Raw genomic sequence first — 21,156 nt, 5'->3', positions numbered from 1 at the left:
CCCCTCACTCCGGGAAGCGGACGGCGCCGATGAAGGGGAGGTTGCGGTTCCTCTGGGCGTAGTCGATGCCGTAGCCGACCACGAAGCGGTCGGGGATCGAGAAGCCGACCCAGGTCGCCCGCACGTCCACCTCGCGGCGCGAGGGCTTGTCGAGGAGGGCGCAGACCTCCAGCCGGGCCGGGCGGCGGGTGCGCAGGATGGCGAGCACGTGGGAGAGCGTGAAGCCGGTGTCGACGATGTCCTCGACCACCAGCACGTCGCGGCCCTCGATCTCGCCGCGCAGGTCCTTGAGGATGCGCACCTCGCGGCTCGATTCCATCGAATTGCCGTAGGAGGAGGCCTCGAGGAAGTCGACCTCGACCGGCAGGTCGAGCTCGCGCACGAGGTCGGCGATGAAGATGAAGGAGCCGCGCAGCAGGCCGACGACGACGAGCTTGTCGGTGCCGGCGAAATGCTGGGAGATCTCGCGGGCGAGCGCCTCGACCCGGGCGGCGATCGCCTTCGCGGAGATCATCTCGTCGATGACGTAAGGCTTCTGCCCCATGCGCTCCCGCCCCCCGCGCCCCCGGCTTGCCCTGCCGGCGCGGCGCACTCTATGGTCGATCCCGGCCCGCCACAATCCGCCGCCGCCTGCCGCCGTTCCGGGATCGCGCCCCATGCCCACCCACGCCGAGACGCGGATCGTCCCCTACGGCCCCGACGAGATGTACGCGCTGATCGCCGACGTCGGGCGCTATCCGGAGTTCCTGCCCTGGGTCTCCGCCGCCCGCATCCGCTCGCGCACGCCGCTGCCGGAGGGGGAGGGCGAGGGCGAGGTGGTTGACGCCGATCTGGTGATCTCGTTCAAGGTCTTCCGCGAGCGCTTCGGCAGCCGGGTGACGCTGCGGCCGGCGGAGCGGACGATCCTCGTCGAGTACCTCGACGGGCCGTTCCGCTACCTGCGCAACCACTGGAAGTTCCTGCCGGCGCCGGGCGGGGCCTGCGAGGTGGACTTCTTCGTCGACTTCGAGTTCCGCTCGGTGATCCTGCAGAAGGTGATCGGCCTCGTCTTCCACGAGGCGATGCAGCGGGTGGTCCGCGCCTTCGAGCGACGGGCGGAGGAGCTCTACGGGCGGCGGTAGCGGAAGATGTCCCACAGTGGGATGCGGGTCATGTGCCTGATGTGTATGGTAAAAAGTGTTAACGGGGCAGTTATCCACAGGCTGGAGCCAGCCCTCGCGCGATGCAAGTGACGCGCCGGCTCGGGCAGGGTATGCTGGCGGGAGGCGAGACAGGGTCCGCGATGAACGAGCACGCCAAGCGGCCGCCGCGGCCGGCGACCTACCAGGACGTCATCGACGCGCCGCCCCACATGACGGCGCAGATCGTCGCGGGCGCGCTGCATCTCCACCCGCGCCCGGCGTTCCGCCACGCCGTCGCGTCCTCCGTCCTCGGCAGCGAGCTCCTCGGTTCCTTCCAACGCGGGCGCGGCGGACCGGGCGGCTGGTGGATCGTCGATGAGCCGGAGCTGCATCTCGGCGACGACGTGCTCGTCCCCGACCTTGCCGGCTGGCGCCGCGAGCGGATGCCGACGCCGCCGGACGGGCCGTGGTCGGACGTCGTCCCCGACTGGGCCTGCGAGGTGCTGAGCCCCGGCACGCGCAGCTTCGACCTGACCGACAAGCGCGAGGCCTATGCCCGGCACGGCCTCGCCCATCTGTGGCTCGTCGATCCGAAGGCGCGCACGCTGGAGGCGTTCGCGCTCCGCGAGGGAACGTGGGTCCTCGTCGCCGCCCTGAAGGACGCCGAGGAGGTTAGGGTGCCGCCGTTCGAGGCGGTGGCGTTCCCGCTGTCGGCGCTGTGGGGAGACCCGGACTGACGCCGGCCCGAGGGCGCTGCGGCAGATGATCGTCGCTCGTGCGTGAACAGTCTGGCGACGATGGGACGTATCGTCCCAAAATGGAACCCATGCTACATCCTGCCCGCAAGGCGCCGACCCCCGGCGCCAGGGACAAGGACAAGCAGCATGACCACCACCACCCGGACCTCCAGCGCGCTGGCCCTCGCGGGCCGGGCGCTTCTCTCGGCGATGTTCCTCTCCGCCGGCTTCGCCAAGCTCGGCGACGTGGCCGGGACCATGGCCTACACCGCCTTGGGCGGGCTGCCGGGCTTCCTCGCCATTCCGGCGATCGCGCTGGAGATCGGCGGCGGCATCGCCGTGCTGGTGGGCTGGCAGACCCGGTGGGCGGCGCTGGCGCTGGCGGCGTTCTCGCTGGTGACCGCGTATCTCTTCCACTACCTGCCGGCGCAGTCGGCCGAGGGCATGGCGCAGGTGATGCAGACGCTGATGGCGTGGAAGAACGTCTCGATCGCCGGCGGCTTCCTCACCCTCGCCGCCTTCGGCGCCGGGGCCTGGTCGCTCGACGCCCGGCAGGCGGGGCGGCTCGCCGCCGCCTGACGGGCGGGCGCGCGCCGAGCCGGACGGCGGGAAGCCGGGGAGGGTCAGTCCTCCCCGGCCTCCTTGGCGACCAGCCCCTCCAGAAGGGCGAGCCGCCGCGCGCCGAAGTCTCCGGGCTGCGGGGTCAGGTCCTCGATGGCCCGCACGAAGAACTGGCGGTAGCCCGCGGCGGTCTCGCACCATCCCAGGAGCTTCACCCCCTGCGGCGGGTGGACCAGCGCCAGCGGCAGCACGACGCGGGCGCTCCCGCGCCGCGACAGGTCGGTGTAGCCGAAGGCCACCGGCCGGCTGGCGCGGATGGCCGCGTGCAGGATGGCGAGGTCGCCCGCCGCCGCCTCGCGGACGCCCCGCGGGGCGTCGTGCGGCCAGTACGCGGCAGGGAGGACGTCGAGCAACCGGTAGAGGCGGGCGAGCAGCGCCGCCTCCGGGTCGGTCCCGGCGAGCCGCGCCAGCGCGGCGTCGGCCGCCGCCGCGGCGACGGGATCCCCGCGGCAGGCGGCCAGCGCCAGCCCGCGCAAGGCCGCGTCGCGCAGGTCGGGGTCCGGCGCCGGCGCCGCGGCGGCGGCCGGCCCCGCGGCGGTCCCGCAGCCGGCCGCGGCGGCGCCTCCGGCCAGCCGGACGACGAGCGCGCGGCGGGTCAGGGTCGGCGGCTGTGCGCGACCGGGGCGCATGACGAATCCTCCGGAGGAAAAAGGCGGCCTTGATGACACGGGAGGGCCGCGTCGGTCCAGCCTCTTTCGGCGCGCCGCGGGCGGGGCCGCGGGGGAGGGCGAGGCCCAACTATCATACCGGACTCGCTTGATCTGTTCCGTTTGGCCGGCGGGATCGACAGGTCCGAGCATGTCGAAGTTGATCGGGTGGAGAATGACGGCGTAAAGAAAATTGCGGGCGTGCCTGCCTGTGTCTGGAATTTGCGCGCAAATATATTTCGAAATATTTTGAATATGAACGGTGAAAATCATTGCATCGTCATCAGCGCCGCATTTCGCGGCGCCGTGCGACCTCACTTCGAGGTTCCGCCGTCCCCGCCCCGACCGCTCCGCGTCGAGCCGGGTGACATGCGCATGTCACCCGGCGGGCGCCGTCGCGGGACGGACCTCGCCGCCCGGGAGGGGCGACGACGCGGAGAGGGAAGCTCGGGAGCTGAACAGCGGAAGCTGGTATCAGAAGTCGGGCGAGGGTCGACGCCGTTCCGCGGCCGGTCGGGTTGGAGCCGGTCGGCTCAGAGATAGTCCCCGCGGGAGAGTCCGTATTTCGCCATCTTCTCGTTGAGCGTGCGGCGGGGCAGGGCGAGCTCGGCCATCACCGCCGAGACGCTGCCCTGGTTGCGGCGGAGCGCGTGCTCGATCAGCATCTTCTCGAAGGCGTCGACGTGGTCCTTGAGCGGCTTCTCGGCGTCGAGCGCGATCACCGGGGCCTGGAAGCCGTCGTCGATCAGCAGGGCCGAGATGTTGTGCTCGCCGCGGCGGGCCTGGAGGACCGCCCGCTCGGCGAGGTTGATCAGCTGGCGGATGTTGCCGGGCCAGGGGGCCTGGACGAGGTTGGCCGCGTCGACGGCGTTGAGCGTCGGCGGCTCGCAGCCGTATTCCTCGGCGAACTGCACGGAGAAGGCGGAGAACAGGGTCAGGATGTCCTCGCCGCGGGCGCGGAGCGGCGGCACCTCGACGACGAGGCCGGCGAGGCGGAAGTAGAGGTCGTCGCGCATGACCGTCTCGCCGGGGGCGGAGGTCCCGAGGCGGCTCGACACCGAGACGACGCGCAGCGAGTGCAGCCGCGTCGAGGCGGCGCTCGGGGCGGCGTTCGGGTCGGTGGCGTTCAGCGTCTCGAGGAGGCGGGCCTGCGCGGCGGGCGACAGCGCCTCGACGTCCTCGAGGCAGAGCGTGCCGCCCTCGGCCTGGTCGACGAGCGGCTTCTCCGGCCAGCCCTCGCCGCCGAAGAGCATGGCCTCCAGCGTCTCGGCGGCCACCGAGGCGCAGTTCACCGTGACGAGGGGGCGCGCGGCCCGCGGCCCGCAGGCGTGGAGGGCGGCGACGATCAGGCTCTTGCCCGTGCCGGTCTCGCCGATCACCAGCACGTTGCCGTCGGCCTGGGCGACGTCGAGGATGGTCTCGCGCAGCTTCTCGATGGCGGGGCTCCGCCCCATCAGGCGGCGCATCACCACGGCGCCGTCCGACATCTCGCGCCGCAGCGCCCGGGTCTCGACGGTGCGCGCCCGCGCCTCGGAGGCCTTCTGCACGAGGTCGGCGAGGCGGTCGGGCTCGAAGGGCTTCTCGACGAAGTCGAAGGCGCCGATCCGCATCGCCTCGACCGCCATCGGCACGTCGCCGTGGCCGGTCATCAGGATCACCGGCAGGGCGGGGTCGATGGTCTGGACGCGGCGCAGCAGCGCCATGCCGTCCATGCCGGGCATGCGGATGTCGCTGACCACCACGCCGGCGAAGGCGGGGGAGAGCGCCTTCAGCGCCGCCTCGGCGCTGTCGAAGCTCGTGGTCTCGAAGCCGGAGAGCTGGAGCCACTGGGCGACGCTCTCGCGCATGTCGGCCTCGTCGTCGACGATGGCGACCAGCGCCTTTCCGGGGGTTGCGGTCATCAGGTTCACTCCGCTGCCTGGGCGGAGGCCGACTGGCCGCGGTCGCGCGGCAGGACCAGCTCGAAGACGGCGCCGCCGTCCGGGCCGTTGCGCGCGACCAGCCGGCCGCCGAGCTCCGCCGCGAAGCCGGCCGAGATGGCCAGGCCGAGGCCCAGCCCCTCGCCGGGCTTCTTGGTGGTGTAGAAGGGCTCGAAGAGCTTGTCCGGCGCGCCGATGCCGGGCCCGTTGTCCTCGATGGCGAGGAGCACTGTCTCGCCGAGGACGAGGAAGATCTTGATCTGGCGGTCCTGCTGGCCGCGCACCGCGTCGAGCGCGTTGCGGAGCAGGTTGACGATGATCTGCTCGATCCGCAGCGGGTCGGCCATCACGACGGCCGGCTCGGAGGGGAGCGTGGTGGTGATGGTGACCGGCGTCTTGTTGAGGGTCGGCGCCATCATCGAGAGCGCGGCGCGCACGCTGTCGCGGAGGTCGACGGGCTCGAGGTCGATCTCGCCGTCGCCCTTGCGCGCGTAGGACTTGAGCTGGCGGGTGATGCCGCCCATGCGGTCGATCAGGTCGTCGATGCGCTGGAACGACGACAGCGCCTCCTCGGGCCGGCGGCGGTGGACGAGGAGGCGGGCGCCGGCGAGGTAGGTCTTCATCGCGGCGAGCGGCTGGTTGAGCTCGTGGCTGACCGCCGCGGACATCTGGCCCAGCGCGGCGAGCTTCGAGGCCTGCTCGAGGCTCTGCTCGGCGTCCTTGAGGTTGCGCTCCACCCGCCGGCGCGCCGCCATCTCGAAGGAGAGGCGGCGGTTCAGCAGGCGCAGCTCGTCGCTCTCGCGCTGGATGCGGCGGCTCTCGGCGCGAGCGCGGCGGGAGAGGAGATAGAAGGCGAGGGCGACGAGGAGGGCGAATCCCATGACGATGAGCGCGAGCACCGCGTTGACGCGCGCCCGCACGCCCTCGAGCGTCGGGAAGTAGGTCAGCGTCCAGCTGCGGAAGCCGACCTTGACCTCGCTCCTCAGGTGCGGCGCGCCGGCGATGTAGACGAAGCTCGGCGAGCCGAGGGTGCGGCGGGCCTCGTAGATCGCCTGGCCGACGCGGCTCGGGCTGTCTGCCATGGCGAGCAGGTTCGCCAGCGTCTTGCCGCGCCAGTTCGGCTCCGAGGCGAGCAGCACCTTGCCCTCGCCGTCGGTGACCACGACCTTGACCCGCGCCCGCCGCCAGCTCTCCTCGTGGAGGCCGAGATCGACGGTGACGACGATCACCCCGAGGGGCGCGCCGTCGGCCTCGACGAGGCGGCGCGAGTAGTGGAAGGCGTAGCCGCCGCCGTCGGGGCGCTCGATGATCGAGTAGGCGGTGTTGTTCGCCGTGTCGGCCATCGGCAGCTCGAAGAAGTCGGCGCCGCTGTCGTCCTCGCCGCGCGGGCGGTCGTCGCTCGCCGCCACCACCCGGCCGCCGGCGTCGAGGAGGAAGATCGAGCCGGCGCCGATCTCCTCGCGGAAGGTCTTCAGCCGCTCGTCCGCCTCGGAGAACTGCCCGTCATGCAGCGCCTCGATCAGGATCGGGTCGCGCGAGAGCAGGAGCGGCACCACCGAGTGCCGCTGCATCGCGCTCTGCAGGCTGCCGGCGTAGAGCGTGGCGCGGACCGCGGCATCGGCGCTCTGGTCCTCGCTGAACAGGCGCGTGAGATAGATCTTGCCGCCCCAGATGACGAGCGCCAGCAGCACGAGAGAGCTCAGGAGCCCGAGCCGCATCCAGAATGCGGCCGGACGGGCCCGCTTGGGGGGCGCTGCGGCGGCTTCGTTCATCGGGACGAGGCTACGCCGGGGGTCGATCCCGCTCAAGCGTGTTGCGGCTCATCCACCGCCGCCGCCCCGGCGAGACCGGCGAAAAGCCGCTCGCCGTCGACGCCGCCATGGAGCGCGTCCACCGCGCGCTCGGGATGCGGCATCAGGCCGAGCACGCGCCGGTTCGCGGAGAGGACGCCCGCGACGGCGTTCATCGAGCCGTTCGGGTTGGCGCGGTAGCGGAAGGCGACGCGGTCCTCGCCCTCCAGCCGGGCGAGCGTCTCCGGGTCGGCGACGTAGTTGCCGTCGTGGTGGGCGACCGGGAAGGTCACGGTCTCGGAGCGGGCGTAGCGGCGGGTGAAGGCGCTGTCGGGCGTGCCGACGGAGAGCGGCGCGGGCGCGCAGACGAACTTCAGCCCGGCGTTGCGCATCAGCGCGCCGGGCAGCAGCCCCGCCTCGATCAGCACCTGGAAGCCGTTGCAGACCCCGAGCACGTGCCCGCCGCCCTGGGCGAAGTCCGCGACGGCGCGCATCACCGGCGCGCGCGCCGCGATGGCGCCGCAGCGCAGGTAGTCGCCGAAGGAGAAGCCGCCCGGCACGCCGACGAGGTCGAGCCCCGGCGGCAGCGCCGTCTCCTTGTGCCAGACCATCGTCACCTCCGCCCCGGCGGCGCGCAGCGCCACCGCGAGGTCGCGGTCGCAGTTCGATCCGGGGAAGACGATCACGCCGGCTTTCACTCGGGTCCCCCTCAGGCTGCGAAATCGGTGATGACGGCGACCCCCGGGGGCGTCGGGCCGTTGAAGGCGCGCAGCTCCGCCGAGGCTCCGCCGAGCGGGATCTCCCGCGCGATCAGCGGGGAGAAGTCCACGAGCCCCTGCTCGATGAGCGCGAGCAGCGACGGATACCGCCAGGACGGCATCCCGCGCGTGCCGTAGAGCGCGAGGTTCTTCATGTAGACGGCGTTCATGTTGATCTCCATGAACGCGGTATGCCCGACGGGCATTCCCACCTGCACGTGCCGCCCGAGCGGCCGCAGGCATTCGATCGAGGCGTTGGTCGTCTGCGCGATCCCCAGCGCCTCGACCGAGACATGCGCCCCGCCCCCGGTGATCTCGCGGATCGCCGCGGCCGTGTCGCCGCCCCTGGCGTCGACCGCCGCGTCGGCGCCGAGGCCGCGGGCGTGGTCGAGCTTCTCCTGCACGACGTCGACGACGACGACCCGGGCGCCGAGGGCCTTGCCGATCAGCAGCGTCGAGAGCCCGACGCCGCCGGTGCCGTGGACGGCGAGCCATTCGCCGGCATGGAGGTCGGCGCGGCCGGTCAGCGCGTGCCAGGCGGTGGTGACGCGGCAGCCGAGGCCGGCGGCGAGCGTCGGCGACAGGCTCTCCGGCAGCCGGGCGAGGTTGTGCGAGAACGGCACGGCCACGTATTCCGCGAAGGCCCCGGGCTCGACGAAGCCGGGCAGGCGCTGGTCGGGGCAGACGTTCTGGTGGCCCGACTGGCAGGCGGGGCAATGGCCGCAGGCGAGGATGAACGGCGCGACCACCCGGTCGCCGACCCGCCACGGCGCGCGCGGGCCGGCCTCGACCACCTCGCCGCAATACTCATGCCCAGGGATCTGCCCCGGCTTCACCCGCGGGTGCTCGCCGGTCCAGCCGTGCCAGTCGGAGCGGCAGACCCCGCAGGCGAGCACCTTGAGGACGACGCCGTCCTCCTCCGGGCGGGGATCGGCGACGGCCTCTATCGAGAGGTCGGCGTTGTACTCGCGAAGGACGGCGGCGCGCATCAGGCGAGGTCGACGGCGTAGGACTCGATCACCGTGTTGGCGAGGAGCTTCTCGCACATCGCCCGGACGCTCGCCTCGGCGGCGGCGGCGTCGGTCTCGGCGAGGTCGAGCTCGATCACCTTGCCGATCCGCACCCCCTCGACGCCCTCGAAGCCGAGCGCGCCGAGGGCGTGGCGGACGGCCTCGCCCTGCGGGTCGAGGACGCCGCGCTTGAGCGTGACGTGAACGCGGGCCTTCATGTCCGGGCCTTCATCAGTTCACCAGCTTCGGCCCGGTATGCGTCCGCCCGTTGGTCTTCGGCATGACGCCGAGGCGGCGGGCCACCTCGGTATAGGCGTCGGCGAGGTTGCCGAGGTCGTGGCGGAACACGTCCTTGTCGAGCTTGCGGCCCGTCTCGATGTCCCAGAGCCGGCACGAATCCGGCGAGATCTCGTCGGCGACGATCAGCCGCTGGAAGTCGCCGTCGTAGACCCGGCCGATCTCGATCTTGAAGTCGACGAGGCGGATGCCGACGCCGAGGAACATGCCCGACAGGAAGTCGTTCACCCGCAGCGCCAGCGCGATCATGTCGTCGATGTCCTGCTGGGCGGCCCAGTTGAACGCGACGATGTGCTCCTCGCTGACCAGCGGATCGTGCAGGCTGTCGTCCTTGTAGTAGAACTCGATGATCGGCCGCGGCAGCTGCTGCCCCTCGGGGATCCCGAGCCGCTTGCTGAGCGACCCGGCGGCGTAGTTGCGCACCACCACCTCGAGCGGGATCATCTCGACCATGCGGATCAGCTGCTCGCGCATGTTGAGCCGGCGGATGAAGTGCGTCGGCACGCCGATGTTGTTCAGGCCCGTCATGAAATGCTCGGACAGGCGGTTGTTGAGCACGCCCTTGCCCTCGATCGTCGCCTTCTTCTGGGCGTCGAAGGCGGTCGCCTCGTCCTTGAAGTACTGGATCAGCGTGTCGGGCTCGGGTCCCTCGTAGAGAATCTTCGCCTTGCCCTCGTAAACCAACCGTCGCCGGGCCATGGATGTCTCCGAAAAGCGCGCGGGGAAAGGCGGCCCGTGCCGCCTCTCCCGTTTCCCCCGCTCTATAGGCCGCGGCCCGCGCGGGAGCAAGCCGCCTTGCCCCCCGGCCCGCGCCTGCCTAGGGTCGCCCGCCATGAAGCTCGCGACCTTCAACATCAACGGCGCCCGGGCGCGGCTGCCCGCGCTCCTCGACTGGCTCGACGCCGCGCGGCCCGACGTGGTCGTGCTGCAGGAGATCAAGTCGACGGACGACCTCTTCCCGCGGCTGGAGATCGAGGAGCGCGGCTACAACGTCGCGACCCATGGGCAGAAGGGCTTCAACGGCGTCGCGATCCTGTCGCGGCTGCCGCTCGAGGACGTGACGAGCGGGCTTCCCGGCGACGACGGCGACGACCAGGCGCGCTGGATCGAGGCGACGGTGGTCGGCGAGGCGGCGGCGCTCAGGGTCTGCGGGCTCTACCTGCCGAACGGCAACCCGGCGCCGGGGCCGAAATACGACTACAAGCTCGCCTGGATGGCGCGGTTGCAGGCCCGGGCCGAGGCGCTCCTCGCCGCGGAGGAGACGGCGGCGCTGCTCGGCGACTTCAACGTCATCCCCGAGCCGATCGACTGCTACGACCCGCGGGTCTGGGAGCGGGACGCGCTGTTCCTGCCGCCGACGCGGGCGGCGTGGCGTCGGATCCTCAACCTCGGCTACACCGACGCGGTGCGGGTTACCCATCCCGAGCCGAGGCTCTACACCTTCTGGGACTATCAGGCCGGGGCCTGGCCGAAGAACCACGGCATCCGCATCGACCACGTGCTGCTGACCCCGCAGGCCGCCGACCGGCTCGTCGCCTGCGGCATCGACGCCGAGGTCCGCGGCCGCGACAAGCCCTCGGACCACGTCCCGGTCTGGGTCGACCTCGACGTGTGAGGAACCGGCGGTCCGGTCCGGGTTTGCCCCCCGGGCCTTCCGCCCCTGCCGGGCGGTGAGGTGCGTCCCATGACGACGCCCGCGAGCGAAAGCACGGCTGGAGCGCGGTGGCGCACGGGTCAAATCCGTCTGCCTTCACCGTCGCGGCCCGCTTCCGGCCGGGCGTCCTTTCCACCGTCGCGCAGCGCGAAAAACCCGCACACTGCACGACACCTGTCTGCTCTGCTGGATCCACGGGCGCGCGCGCCGACTGACCGACCGAAGCGGGCTTGCCCGCGAGGCCCGGCGCGACAGGCGAAAGCACGGCTTTCGCCGCGCCGACGGCTGGAGCGCGGTTGCGCGCGGAAGCCGTGAGGGGCGCAGATTTCTCCGGAAGCACGCCATCCGTCCGTGATCGCTCCGGCGAGCGCGGAATCGCGCTCGCCCCCCGAGGGGCGATCGCGGACGGATTTGCCACGGGTCAAATCCGTCTGGCGTCGGCGTCGCGGCCAGCCTCGGGCCGGGCTTCCTCTCCACTGTCGTGCAGCGCGAAAAACGCGGCAAGCTCGCATTAACCTCTACCATAAATCAGTGGCTTAGCGAATTTTCACGCGTGAACACCCCCCGTGAGCAGGGGCGCGCGAGGTTCCGGGACGCGCCGGCCAGGCCCCGCGCCGGACCCCGTTCCCCCGCGCCGCGGCCTCGGCTATCACCGGGGCCGCGGGACGGCGCCCCGCCCGGAAAGGATGCGCCGAGCGGGAGGGGACGACGTGACGTTGCGCATCGCGATCGTGGGGCTCGGCAAGATCGCCCGCGACCAGCACCTGCCGGCCATCGCGGCGACGGAAGGCGCGGAGCTCGCCGGCGTCGCCAGCCGCAACGCGGCGCTGCCCGGCCTGCCGCACTGGCCGGACGTGGGCGCGCTGCTCGCCGACGCGGGCGCCGGGGTCGACGCCGTCTCGGTCTGCACGCCGCCGGTCGGGCGCTTCGACCAGGTCCGCGCCGCGCTCCTCGCCGGCAAGCACGTGATGATGGAGAAGCCGCCGGGGGCCACGGTCTCCGAGGTCCAGGCGCTGGCCGCGCTCGCCGCGGCGCAGGGCGTCACGCTCTTCGCGACCTGGCACTCGCGCGCCGCCGCCGCGGTGGAGCCGGCGCGGGCGCTCCTCGCCGCCCGGGGCCTGCGCGGCATGCGGGTGACCTGGAAGGAGGACGTGCGGCGCTGGCATCCCGGGCAGCAATGGATCTGGGAGCCGGGCGGGCTCGGGGTCTTCGATCCGGGGATCAACGCGCTCTCGATCGTCACCCGCATCCTGCCCGAGCCGATGCGCCTCGTCTCGGCCGATCTCGACTTCCCCGCCAACCGCGCGGCGCCGATCGCGGCGCGGCTCGCCTTCCGCACGGCAGGCGGCGCGCCGGTGACGGCCGACCTCGACTGGCGGCAGGCCGGGCCGCAGATCTGGGACATCGCGGCCGACACGGCGGAGGGCGAGCTGACGCTCTCCGCCGGGGGCGCGCGCCTTGCGGGCGCGGGCGTCGCGCCGATCGACGCCGAGGATCGCGAGTACCGCACCCTCTACGCCGAGTTCCTCGCCCTCGTCGCCGCCGGCCGCTCCGACGTCGACCTCGCGCCCCTCGTGCAGGTCGCCGACGCCTTCCTGCTCGGGCGCCGCCGCGAGGTGGAGCCGTTCCACGACTGAGCGCGCCTCCCCCTGCCGGGGGCCGGCCCCGGCGGTTCAGCCGGCGAGGGCGTCGAGGAAGCGGTCGAAGACGCCGCTGACCAGCTCGATCTTGGCGGCGATGATCGCCTCGCGCTCCTCCTGCGGGATCTGGGCGTAGCCGTCCTTGAGGAGCCGGATCTGGGTCTGCAGCAGCCGGCCGTTCTCCTGCTCGATGCGGGCGAGCGCCACGGCGAAGGGGGCGGCGGCGTCCTCGGCGGGCAGCGCCGGGGCGAGGCGCACGGTGGCGAGGAGGGCGTAGCCGAAGGCCAGCGCCTCGATCCCCAGCGTCTCGCCGCCGCCCGCCCGGCCCGAGACGCCGGCGCGGGAGAACCCCGAGCGGGCGGCCTCGGCGGAGAGCGGCGCGACCAGCTGGGCGCTGCGCATGTAGACCAGCGGGTCGGGCGACCAGCGGGTGATCCGGCAGAGCAGCGTCACCGCCTCGCTCTCGCGGAAGAGCTGGCTGTTGAGATACTGCCAGACCACCCCCGCCGGGCCATTCGCGTCGCCGCCGCCGCCGAACATGGCGGGCCAGGCGGCGGCGGGGGGCACGGCGGCGCCGGCGAGGGCGAGGAAGGGCAGGTTGATCGCCTTGGTGGCGCAGACGAAGAGCGCGATCTGGGTCTCGATCGCCGGCGTCAGCCCTTCGGCGGCGATCCGGGCGCGGATGCGGTCGTATTGATCAAGATGCATCTGCGGTCCTCCGGGCAGGGGTCTTGCGGGGTCGCGGCGCGCGTCTGGGCGCGGGGGGCTCCCCCGGCGGCGCGGCCGCCGGGGCGGGTGGAGCGGAGGCGGCGGCCGACGCCGGGGCGGACGCCTTGCGCGAGGTCCGAGCCCGAGCGGACGCTTTGCCGGACGCCGGCGCCGACGCCTCGCCCGACGCCGCAGCGGGCCCGGCCGCTGGCGCCGGGGCTGACGCCGCAGCGGGCTCGGCCGCTGGCGCCGGGGCTGACGCGGGAGCGGTCGCGCCCGCTGACGCCGGGGCCGGCGCCGCAGCGGACGCCGCCGGGACGGGCGCGGCGGCCGGGGCCGGAAGGCCGGCGGCGGCGGGCGGGGGCAGGGGGATCGCGCGGAGGTGGTCGCCGGCGCAGGGGAACCAGGGCTCGGCCGAGGCGGGATCGTCGCTGGCGATCCAGACCGTGCGGTCGCCGGGCCACGTGCCGGCCGCCACGTGGTCGAGGAAGGCGTCGATCAGGCGCATGGTCACGGCGGGATGCTCGAGCGTGTAGGCGTGATAGGCGTGCTGGACGATGACGAGCCGGGAGCGCGCGATGCCCTGGCGCAGCACCTCGTGGCACTTGCGCGGGGTGAAGAAGTCGAACTCGCCGTTCAGGATCATCGTCGGGCAGGCGATCCGGTCGAGCCGGTCGGTGATCGAGCCGAAGTCCTGGACCGATTCCATCAGGTTCTGCAGCGCGAAGAGGTCGTTGATCGCGTAGCCCTTGCGCATCATCTCCGGCAGGGCCTCGCGGTTGGCCTCCAGCCACTCGTCGCTCATGTTCATCGGCATCAGCCAGCGCTGCAGCGCCGGCAGCCCGACCTGCACCAGCGCCTCGTAGAGGCCGCAGCCCATCATGTAGAGCTGCGGCGGCATCTCGGCGAAGCAGCTCATCGCGACGAGCGAGGCGCAGCGCTCGGGGCGCTCCACCGCGAACTGCACCGCGACCGTGCCGCCGAAGGAGATGCCGGCGACATGGGCCTGCGCGACGCCGAGATGGTCGAGGATGCCGTCGAGCGTCCGCCAGTGGTCCTCGAATCGCACCCCGAGGGCGGGCTTGTCGGATTCGCCCTGTCCGAGCATGTCGAATCGCAGGACGCGCATCCCGCGTGCCGAGAGGTGCTGCGCATAGGCGGCCCAGAGGTCGGAATATTGGGTCAAACCGTTTACAAACGCAAAGACCGGCCCCTCCTCCGGACCGTCCAGCCGAAATGTGACACGATGTCCCCCGACCAAAGCTGACGGCATTCTGCCCCTCCGTTCACAATTACCGCGCGACGGCGCAGCGGGTTGGAAACCAGTTGACACATCCCGGGAGCCCCTGCAATTTCCGCGACAGTAACTTTCTGGTTGCGCGCCAGATAAGAAACATAATTCGCGCAGAACGTGAGGGACACGATGACAGAGCATCCGTTCTCGGGTGGTCGTCGGCAGATGTTTGCCGCGTCCATCCTGGCCATCGCCGCGGCTGCGCCGCTTCCGGCGCTGGCCCAGGACCAGGCAGCCCGCATCGCCGCGCTCGAGGCGCAGGTGAACCTGCTGATGCAGGAGATCCAGTCGATGAAGGTGGAGCAGACCCAGCAGGCGCGCGAGATCCGCCAGGTCGCGGCGGCGCCGGCGCCGCAGGTCCGGGCGTCGTCCGGCGCCCAGCAGGTGGCGGTGGCGGAGGCGACAGGGGTCGCGCCGTCGATGCAGGGGCTGCTGCGCACCCCGCCCTCGCCCGGCGTGGCGGGGCATCCGTTCTACGGCGCGCTGCCGGACGGCCGCGAGACCAACGTCATGGCGACCGGCAACCCGAACGTGCGGCTGACCTTCTCCGGCCAGATCAACCGGTCGCTGAACACCGTCGACGACGGGCTCTCGACCGACCTCTACCAGGTCGACAACGAGAACGCCTCCTCGCGCTTCCGCTTCCTCGGCGAATCCAATGCGCTCGAGGAGACCCAGGCGCTGGCGCTCTTCGAGTTCGAGTGGCCGGTCAACGGCTCGCTCGACGTCAGCCAGCTCGAGCAGTCGGTGTCGGATTCGATCAACCGAACCTTCAACCTGCGACTCCTGGAGGTCGGCCTGAGCAACAACCGCTACGGGTCGTTCTTCATCGGCCAGGGCTGGATGGCCTCGGACGGCACCTCGGAGATGGACATCACCGGTGTGACCACGCCGATGTGGTCGGGCCAGACCTTCGCCTTCGGCGGCATGCTGCCGACGGCGAACGGCGAGAGCACGGACTATATCCCTCGGCGGACCCCGCCGAACCGCGACGACTATGCGTCGGAGGAGGAGTACGAGGCCGCGCTCGGCGATTTCTCCGTGGCCTCGGGGAACTTCCTCAACGTCTTCACCCTCGGCAACAACCTCGACGGCCTCAGCCGCCTGGTGCGCGTGCGCTACAACACGCCGGTCTGGAACGGCTTCCAGCTTTCGGGCTCGGCGGGCACCGAGGAGCGCTACGACGTCGCGCTGCGCTATGCCGGCCAGACCGACTGGGCGCGGATGGCCGCCGGCGCGAGCTGGTGGACCGACGCCTCCGACGGCGGCTTCGACGGCATCAGCGCCTCGGGCTCGCTGGTGCTGACGAGCGACCAGTGGTGGAACGGCATCGGCGCCGCGATCCAGTACGCCACGATGAGCTTCGACGACCTCGACAACGAGCCCACCACCTGGATGGGCAAGCTCACCTACACGCGGAACTTCTGGGACATCGGCCGCACCGGCTTCGCCATCCAGTACTCCAAGTACGAGGACTTCTGGGCCGACGGCACCGACTTCAAGCTCTACGGCTTCGGCTTCTCGCAGAACATCGACCGGATCGGCTCGGAGGCCTATTTCGGCGTCACGCAGAACGAGTTCACCGTTCCGGGCTACGACGTCAACGACATGACCCTCTACCAGGCGGGCCTGATGGTGCGGTTCTGATGCGCGGGGCCTGGGCGCTCCTCGTCGGCGCCGTCCTGGCGGGCTGCTCCGGGATCACGCCGGTGGACCCGCCCGAGATGGGCGCGAACGAGATGCAGGTGCGCCCGGGCGCCTTCTCGGGACCCGAGGGCAGCTTCGTGCTGGCGGGAAGCAAGACGCCGCTGGGCGACCCGGCCGAGCAGGCCGAGGTCGACGCGCAGACCGGCGCATACTGAGACGAGAGCCGGGCCCCGCCGGGGCCCGGCGCGGAATGCAGGGCGTCACCGCCCGACGCAGGGGGAGGAAGGCATGTTGAGGACAGCCAGGCTCGTCGCGGTCGCGACGCTCCTGATCGTGCCCATCGGGGCGGGCGCGCAGCAGGCGAAGGAGCCGATCACGGCGCGCTCCGCCGTCGCGGCGCTGGACGATCTGAAGAAGACGGTCGAGATCGCGGACTTCCGGATCGGCGGGAGCTACGATCTCGCCAATCCCGAGGCCTGGGCGAACGGCGCCCCCGACGGGAAGACGCTGGAGAGCCTGGACGCGGGGCCGCTCAAGACCGCCTACATCGCCGTCGGCACGCCCCACGAGGGGCCCGACGGCAAGATCGACAACGCCATCGTCATCTCGAGCTTCTACTCGGGCGACGCGACGTCGATGTACTTCAACTGGATCGACGGCCAGGGCGGCAACGCCTTCTCCGGCGGCCCGCTGATCGGCCCGGGCAAGCTCTTCGACACCGACCGCTTCTACGTGGTCATGGTCGACGCGCTCGGGCTCTGGGGCGCCTCCAAGCCCTCGGACGGGCTGGGGATGGACTTCCCCAACTACAGCTATTTCGACATGGTGCAGGCCAACTACCGCCTCCTGGTCGATCACCTGAACGTCGGCCACGTGGTGCTCGCCACCGGCGTCTCGATGGGCGCGACCCAGTCCTACGTCTGGGGCCTGATGCATCCCGAGTTCGTCTCGGCGGTCATGCCCGTCGGCGGCGCCACCGCCACGGACGGCACCGCCCCGATCGCCGCCTGGTCGTTCCAGAACGCCAAGGCCGGGATCGAGGGCGACCCGGTCTGGCAGAAGACCGGGGGCCGCTACTACGACCTGCCCAAGGACCAGCATCCGATCCAGGGCTCGGCCTTCCACTGGTCGGTGCTCCAGCTCACCGGCTACGACCTCGCACATCGCCAGTCGCTGGGCTGGGACGCGGTCAAGGGCGACGTCTTCGCCTGGGATCCGCCCGAGCCCGGCTTCGGCGACGGCGTGATGGCGCTCGGCCGGCTGTTCGACGCGGTCGACCTCAAGTACCGCGTCGAGGTCGGCGAGCGGCACAACATCAACGAATACCTGCCGGACTACGAGCCGCGCACCATGGTCATCCACATCGAGAACGACCAGTGGCTGACCATCGACAAGGCCCGCGAGAGCGTCGGCCTGATCCCGGGCGCCCAGCTCGCCACCGAGCGCAGCCCGATCGCCCATTACGCCGTCTTCAGCGCGCTCAACAGCCTCGACGACGACCCGATGCTGTCGAGCTTCCTGCACGACATCGGCATCCTGCCGACCTACGGCAAGGTCTGCGACGCGCCGGACTACATCTCGCCCCGGGTCAACATGAACCCCGATCCGAGCAAGTCCTTCTGGAAGGACGAGATGCGGCATCCCTTCCCGGTGAAGTTCACCAAGGCGAGCGATGACCGCGGGATCGAATGGGAGATCGGCTACTTCGACGTGGCCTGCCCGAACATCCCCGACCAGAAGACGCTCGTCGTCGTCCACGGCAAGGGCGCCTTCGCCTCGCACTACGGCTACCTGATCAAGTTCGCCGTGGAGCAGGGCTACCGCGTGGTGGCGCTCGACGCCCCCGACTACGGCCTCTCCGGCCCCGGCAACCTCGGCAAGAACCCGGCGCGCTCGCTCCAGGACATCCGGGTCGCCTTCCACCACGTGATCGTCGACCAGCTCGGCATCGACAAGGCCTACTACCTCGGCCACTCCATGGGCGGGCAGATCGTGCTCGGCTATGCGCTGAGCTGGCCCGAGGCGGTCGAAGGGCTGATCCTCGAAGGCCCGGCCGGGCTCGAGGAGTTCCCCGAGTCGGTCGAGTTCGGCGGGCAGTCCTACCACCTGTTCGACCCGGCGATCGACAACGACAAGGCGCTCTGGGAGCAGGTCTGGGGCCCGACCGGGATGCTGGACGGCGAGCGCAGCCGCACCGCCGAAGGCGTGCGCGACTTCTTCCACTTCCAGACCCGCGACCCGGTCACCGGCGCGGTCAGCCCGAGCCCGTTCGGCTACTTCAAGCGCGACACCGAGTATGCGCGCCTGCACACCGACCAGCGCGTGGCGATGATCACCGGCAACCCGGACGAGTTCGAGCAGTGGGTCTTCGCCTTCATCTTCGACGTCTACTCGATCGGCAAGGAGCTGGTGAAGGGCGACGAGAACAGCCTCTTCAACCGGTTGCCGCAGATCAAGGCGCCGATCTTCCTCGCCTTCGGCGCCCAGGAGCCCTTCATCCCGTCGACCGCCCTCAACGGCCTGACCGACATGGCGAACGAGGTGATCATCCCCTTCGAGCAGCGGATGCAGGACGCGGGCAATCCGGTCGAGACCAAGCTCTATCCCGGCGTGGGGCACTTCATCCACACGGACGTGCCCTATGAGTTCGCCCGCGACGCCACCGACTTCATGCGGACCGGACGGGTCAACGCCGTCTCGCCCGACGTGATCGACGCCCTCGTCAACGGCCTGACCCTGGCGGCGACGGCCGGAGGTCCGGGCAATGTCGGCGCGGGCGAGAAGCCCGCGGGCCTCTCCAAGTGATGCGCAGGGGAACCCAAGCCATGAACACGCCCTCGCTCAAGACCCTCGCCCTCGCGGCCCTGCTCGGGACGCTCGCCTTCGCGCCGTCGGCACGCGCCGACATGCTGTCGCGCAGCGCCGCCCCGCCGCCGATCGAGACGTGGACGCCCGCCTCCAGCGTGCCCACCCTCGCCTCGCTCAAGAAGTACTACGACATCCCGAACTTCCGGATCGGCGGGACCTACGACCTCGACGCCGATCCCGAGACCTGGCGCGACGGCGGCGACGGCGGCACGACGCTCGAGAGCCTCGGGATGGGGCCGCTCAAGACCGCCTACATCGACATGGGCACCCCGATCCGCAACGAGAAGGGCGAGATCATCAATGCGGTGATCGTCAGCCCCCACTACTCGGGCGACTCGGCGGCCAGCTTCTCGATCTGGGCCCCCATGGCCTCGAACGCGCTGGCCGGCGGCACGCCGGTGATCGGGCCGGGCCTCGTGATCGACACCAACAAGTACTACGTCGTCTTCCTCGACGCGATCGGCCTCTGGGGCGCGTCCAAGCCCTCGGAGGGGCTGGGGCGGAAATTCCCGCAATACAGCTACTTCGACATGGTGCAGGCGAACTATCAGCTCCTGCGCGACCACCTGAACGTGGCGAACGTCGATCTCGCCTTCGGCGCCTCGATGGGGGCGACCCAGAGCTGGGTCTGGGGGGTGATGTACTCGCCCTCGGGCTTCGTCGACGCCATCATGCCGATCGGCGGCACCACCGCCTCGGACGGCGCCGACCCGATCGGGCAATGGACCTTCCGCCTCGCCCAGGCGGCGATCGAGAGCGATCCGGTCTACCGGGAGACGGGGGGCAACTTCTACGACCTGCCCGCCGACCAGCATCCGAAGCAGGGGCTCCAGTTCCTGTGGTCGATCCTCCAGCAGACCGGCTTCACCTTCGAGTACCGCTCGGCGCAGCCCTGGTCCCAGGTCGAGCGCGAGGTCTTCTTCTGGGAGCCCACCGGCAACCAGACGGCGGCCTGGCTCGTCCGCACCCAGTCGGAGGATCCGAACGACTACTGGTACCGCAACGCCGGCGGCTGGAACTACAACATCAACGATGAGCTGCACCGCATCAAGGCGCGGACGCTCGTCATCCACATCGACAACGACAACTGGCTGATGGTGCAGAACGCGCTCGAATCCGCCAGGAAGGTGCCGGGGGCGGGCTTCCTCAGCTTCCCCGATCCCACGGCCCATTACGGCGTGTTCAAGGCCCCGAACGTCCTGCACGACCAGGTGAAGTCCTTCGTGGACAACACCGCGCTCGTCTCGATCCAGGCCCCCGGCTCGGGCGGCGGCGGCGGCGGGGCGGCGCCCGCGGCCAAGCCGGCGGGGCTGTCGAAGTGACAGGCGCCGGGGCGGGAGGCCGGGATCCATCCCTGCGCCCGCCCTGTCCTGCGTGGGCGGCGGCCCCTTCCGGGACCGCCGCCCCGGCGCGCCGCGCCTTCGGGCTCGCCGGAGGGCGCGGCAGGGAATTCGGGCCGGGACGGGCGCCTTGCGTTCCCGCCCGGTCGAGCCGGGCGGCCTGCGTGCCGCCCGTTGTGCCGGCCCCGCCGCGGCGGGGCCCTTTCGCAATGCATCCGGAGGCCTCATGAGCCGTAGCGGCAAGGTCGATATCGGCGGCGGCCTGCGCCTCGCCTGGCGGGAATGGGGCGACGGCCCCATCCCCGTGCTCTTCATTCACGGCAACCTCGCCAGCAAGGACTGGATCGAGCGCGCCGCCCGCTGGTTCCCCGAGGGGCTGCGGGTGGTGGGCGTGGACTGGCGCGGCTGCGGCGACAGCGACAAGCCGGCGTCAGAGCCGGAGTTCGCCAACTACACCATGGCCCAGCACGCCGCCGACATGCTGGCGGCGCTGGACGGGCTCGGGATCGAACGCTGCCATCTGGCCACCCATTCCACCGGCGGGATCATCGCCGCGCGGATGATGCTGGCCGAGCCGGACCGCTTCGGGCGCTGCCTCGCGCTCGACCCGGTCACGCCGCTGGGGCTGAAGTTCGACGCGGCCGGCATCGCGGTGTTCCGCGCCATGCAGGCGAGCCGCGAGGTGACGCGCGCCGGCATGGCCACGGCGGCGGCCTCGCTGTTCCTCGCCGAGACGCTGGTCCCCGGGGCCACGCCGCGGTTCCGCGAGGGGGTGGGCGAGCTCCAGGCCTTCTTCGAGCGGATCGTCGACCAGACCTTCGCGGTCGCCGAGGGGATCTGGTTCGGCACGCCGCACCACCTCAACCTCGAGTACGAGAGCGGCGAGGTGGCGAAGCGGATGGGCGAGCTCACCCACGAGCACCTCGTGCTCTGGGGCGAGCTCGACGGCTGGATCCCGGCGGCGGACGTCCGGCGCATGGCGGCGGAGATGCCGAACTGCCGCCTGCTGACCGCGCCCGGGGTGGGGCACTCGATGAACCTCGAGCAGCCGGAGCTCTATGCCGGCTACTTCGGCGGCTTCCTCGGCGGGGTGCCGGTCTAGCGC

20 protein-coding genes are annotated in these 21,156 nt (G+C 71.4%); 10 read left to right on the top strand and 10 right to left on the bottom strand.

Annotation, left to right across the window (positions count from 1 at the left end):
- Nucleotides 1-4 precede the first annotated feature (4 nt).
- A complete protein-coding gene (gene hpt, locus KBB57_RS09695) occupies nucleotides 5-544 on the bottom strand; it encodes a hypoxanthine phosphoribosyltransferase (protein WP_290749234.1) in 540 nt (179 codons plus the stop codon).
- Between the two features lie 112 nt (nucleotides 545-656).
- Between hpt and KBB57_RS09690 the strand changes: the two genes are divergently transcribed.
- The 3 genes from KBB57_RS09690 (at nucleotide 657) to KBB57_RS09680 (ending at nucleotide 2,437) form a co-directional block, all read left to right on the top strand.
- On the top strand, nucleotides 657-1,121 hold the full coding sequence (locus KBB57_RS09690) for a type II toxin-antitoxin system RatA family toxin (RefSeq protein WP_290749231.1): 465 nt from the start codon (nucleotides 657-659) through the stop codon (nucleotides 1,119-1,121).
- A 161-nt stretch (nucleotides 1,122-1,282) separates the two neighbouring features.
- Complete coding sequence (locus KBB57_RS09685; RefSeq protein ID WP_290749229.1) at nucleotides 1,283-1,858, top strand: Uma2 family endonuclease; 576 nt, start codon at nucleotides 1,283-1,285, stop codon at nucleotides 1,856-1,858.
- 147 nt (nucleotides 1,859-2,005) lie between these two features.
- On the top strand, nucleotides 2,006-2,437 hold the full coding sequence (locus tag KBB57_RS09680) for a DoxX family protein (protein ID WP_290749226.1): 432 nt from the start codon (nucleotides 2,006-2,008) through the stop codon (nucleotides 2,435-2,437).
- Nucleotides 2,438-2,481: 44 nt separating this feature from the next.
- On the opposite strand, the gene KBB57_RS09675 is transcribed toward KBB57_RS09680, so the two are convergent.
- The 7 genes from KBB57_RS09675 to purC all read right to left on the bottom strand — a co-directional run bounded on the left by KBB57_RS09675 (nucleotide 2,482) and on the right by purC (nucleotide 9,599).
- A complete protein-coding gene (locus KBB57_RS09675) occupies nucleotides 2,482-3,108 on the bottom strand; it encodes a WYL domain-containing protein (RefSeq protein ID WP_290749223.1) in 627 nt (208 codons plus the stop codon).
- Between the two features lie 551 nt (nucleotides 3,109-3,659).
- Nucleotides 3,660-5,027, bottom strand: coding sequence for a sigma-54 dependent transcriptional regulator (locus KBB57_RS09670; protein ID WP_290749220.1), 1,368 nt, complete (start codon nucleotides 5,025-5,027; stop codon nucleotides 3,660-3,662).
- A gap of 5 nt (nucleotides 5,028-5,032) precedes the next feature.
- Nucleotides 5,033-6,763 (bottom strand): ATP-binding protein, encoded by a 1,731-nt coding sequence (locus KBB57_RS09665; RefSeq protein ID WP_290749218.1) that lies wholly within the window; start codon nucleotides 6,761-6,763, stop codon nucleotides 5,033-5,035.
- An 86-nt stretch (nucleotides 6,764-6,849) separates the two neighbouring features.
- Nucleotides 6,850-7,533: a phosphoribosylformylglycinamidine synthase subunit PurQ gene (gene purQ, locus KBB57_RS09660; protein ID WP_290749215.1), complete on the bottom strand. Its 684-nt coding sequence runs from the start codon at nucleotides 7,531-7,533 to the stop codon at nucleotides 6,850-6,852.
- 11 nt (nucleotides 7,534-7,544) lie between these two features.
- A complete protein-coding gene (locus tag KBB57_RS09655) occupies nucleotides 7,545-8,582 on the bottom strand; it encodes a zinc-dependent alcohol dehydrogenase family protein (RefSeq protein ID WP_290749214.1) in 1,038 nt (345 codons plus the stop codon).
- Nucleotides 8,582-8,821, bottom strand: coding sequence for a phosphoribosylformylglycinamidine synthase subunit PurS (purS, locus tag KBB57_RS09650; RefSeq protein WP_290749212.1), 240 nt, complete (start codon nucleotides 8,819-8,821; stop codon nucleotides 8,582-8,584). Before purS ends, KBB57_RS09655 begins: the two co-directional genes overlap by 1 nt.
- A gap of 13 nt (nucleotides 8,822-8,834) precedes the next feature.
- Nucleotides 8,835-9,599, bottom strand: a complete 765-nt coding sequence (gene purC, locus KBB57_RS09645) for a phosphoribosylaminoimidazolesuccinocarboxamide synthase (RefSeq protein ID WP_290749211.1) — start codon at nucleotides 9,597-9,599, stop codon at nucleotides 8,835-8,837.
- Nucleotides 9,600-9,732: 133 nt separating this feature from the next.
- Here purC and xth point away from each other — a divergent pair, with 133 nt between their 5' ends.
- The gene (gene xth, locus KBB57_RS09640) at nucleotides 9,733-10,515 is read left to right on the top strand and encodes an exodeoxyribonuclease III (RefSeq protein ID WP_290749210.1); all 783 of its coding nucleotides are present in this window, start codon (nucleotides 9,733-9,735) and stop codon (nucleotides 10,513-10,515) included.
- A gap of 749 nt (nucleotides 10,516-11,264) precedes the next feature.
- Nucleotides 11,265-12,191 (top strand): Gfo/Idh/MocA family oxidoreductase, encoded by a 927-nt coding sequence (locus KBB57_RS09635; RefSeq protein WP_290749208.1) that lies wholly within the window; start codon nucleotides 11,265-11,267, stop codon nucleotides 12,189-12,191.
- Between the two features lie 36 nt (nucleotides 12,192-12,227).
- Here KBB57_RS09635 and KBB57_RS09630 read toward each other — a convergent pair whose 3' ends face one another.
- Together KBB57_RS09630 and KBB57_RS09625 are read right to left on the bottom strand one after the other, a co-directional pair.
- A complete protein-coding gene (locus KBB57_RS09630) occupies nucleotides 12,228-12,902 on the bottom strand; it encodes a hypothetical protein (RefSeq protein ID WP_290749207.1) in 675 nt (224 codons plus the stop codon).
- Nucleotides 12,892-14,175, bottom strand: a complete 1,284-nt coding sequence (locus KBB57_RS09625; protein WP_290749205.1) for an alpha/beta hydrolase — start codon at nucleotides 14,173-14,175, stop codon at nucleotides 12,892-12,894. Before KBB57_RS09625 ends, KBB57_RS09630 begins: the two co-directional genes overlap by 11 nt.
- 186 nt (nucleotides 14,176-14,361) lie before the next feature.
- Between KBB57_RS09625 and KBB57_RS09620 the strand changes: the two genes are divergently transcribed.
- The 5 genes from KBB57_RS09620 (at nucleotide 14,362) to KBB57_RS09600 (ending at nucleotide 21,153) form a co-directional block, all read left to right on the top strand.
- On the top strand, nucleotides 14,362-15,843 hold the full coding sequence (locus tag KBB57_RS09620) for a porin (RefSeq protein WP_290749202.1): 1,482 nt from the start codon (nucleotides 14,362-14,364) through the stop codon (nucleotides 15,841-15,843).
- The gene (locus KBB57_RS09615) at nucleotides 15,843-16,058 is read left to right on the top strand and encodes a hypothetical protein (protein WP_290749200.1); all 216 of its coding nucleotides are present in this window, start codon (nucleotides 15,843-15,845) and stop codon (nucleotides 16,056-16,058) included. Before KBB57_RS09620 ends, KBB57_RS09615 begins: the two co-directional genes overlap by 1 nt.
- A 73-nt stretch (nucleotides 16,059-16,131) precedes the next feature.
- Nucleotides 16,132-18,648 carry an alpha/beta hydrolase gene (locus tag KBB57_RS09610; RefSeq protein WP_290749197.1) on the top strand — a complete coding sequence of 839 codons (2,517 nt, stop codon included), beginning with the start codon at nucleotides 16,132-16,134 and terminating at the stop codon, nucleotides 18,646-18,648.
- Between the two features lie 20 nt (nucleotides 18,649-18,668).
- A complete protein-coding gene (locus KBB57_RS09605; protein WP_290749195.1) occupies nucleotides 18,669-20,033 on the top strand; it encodes an alpha/beta hydrolase in 1,365 nt (454 codons plus the stop codon).
- 244 nt (nucleotides 20,034-20,277) lie between these two features.
- Nucleotides 20,278-21,153, top strand: a complete 876-nt coding sequence (locus KBB57_RS09600) for an alpha/beta hydrolase (protein ID WP_290749192.1) — start codon at nucleotides 20,278-20,280, stop codon at nucleotides 21,151-21,153.
- Nucleotides 21,154-21,156: the final 3 nt, after the last annotated feature.

The sequence above is a fragment of the Amaricoccus sp. genome, assembly GCF_017993425.1.
Classification (GTDB): domain Bacteria; phylum Pseudomonadota; class Alphaproteobacteria; order Rhodobacterales; family Rhodobacteraceae; genus Amaricoccus.
The sequence above is the reverse complement of the archived record's forward strand: the minus strand, read 5'-3'. Positions and strand labels throughout refer to the sequence as shown.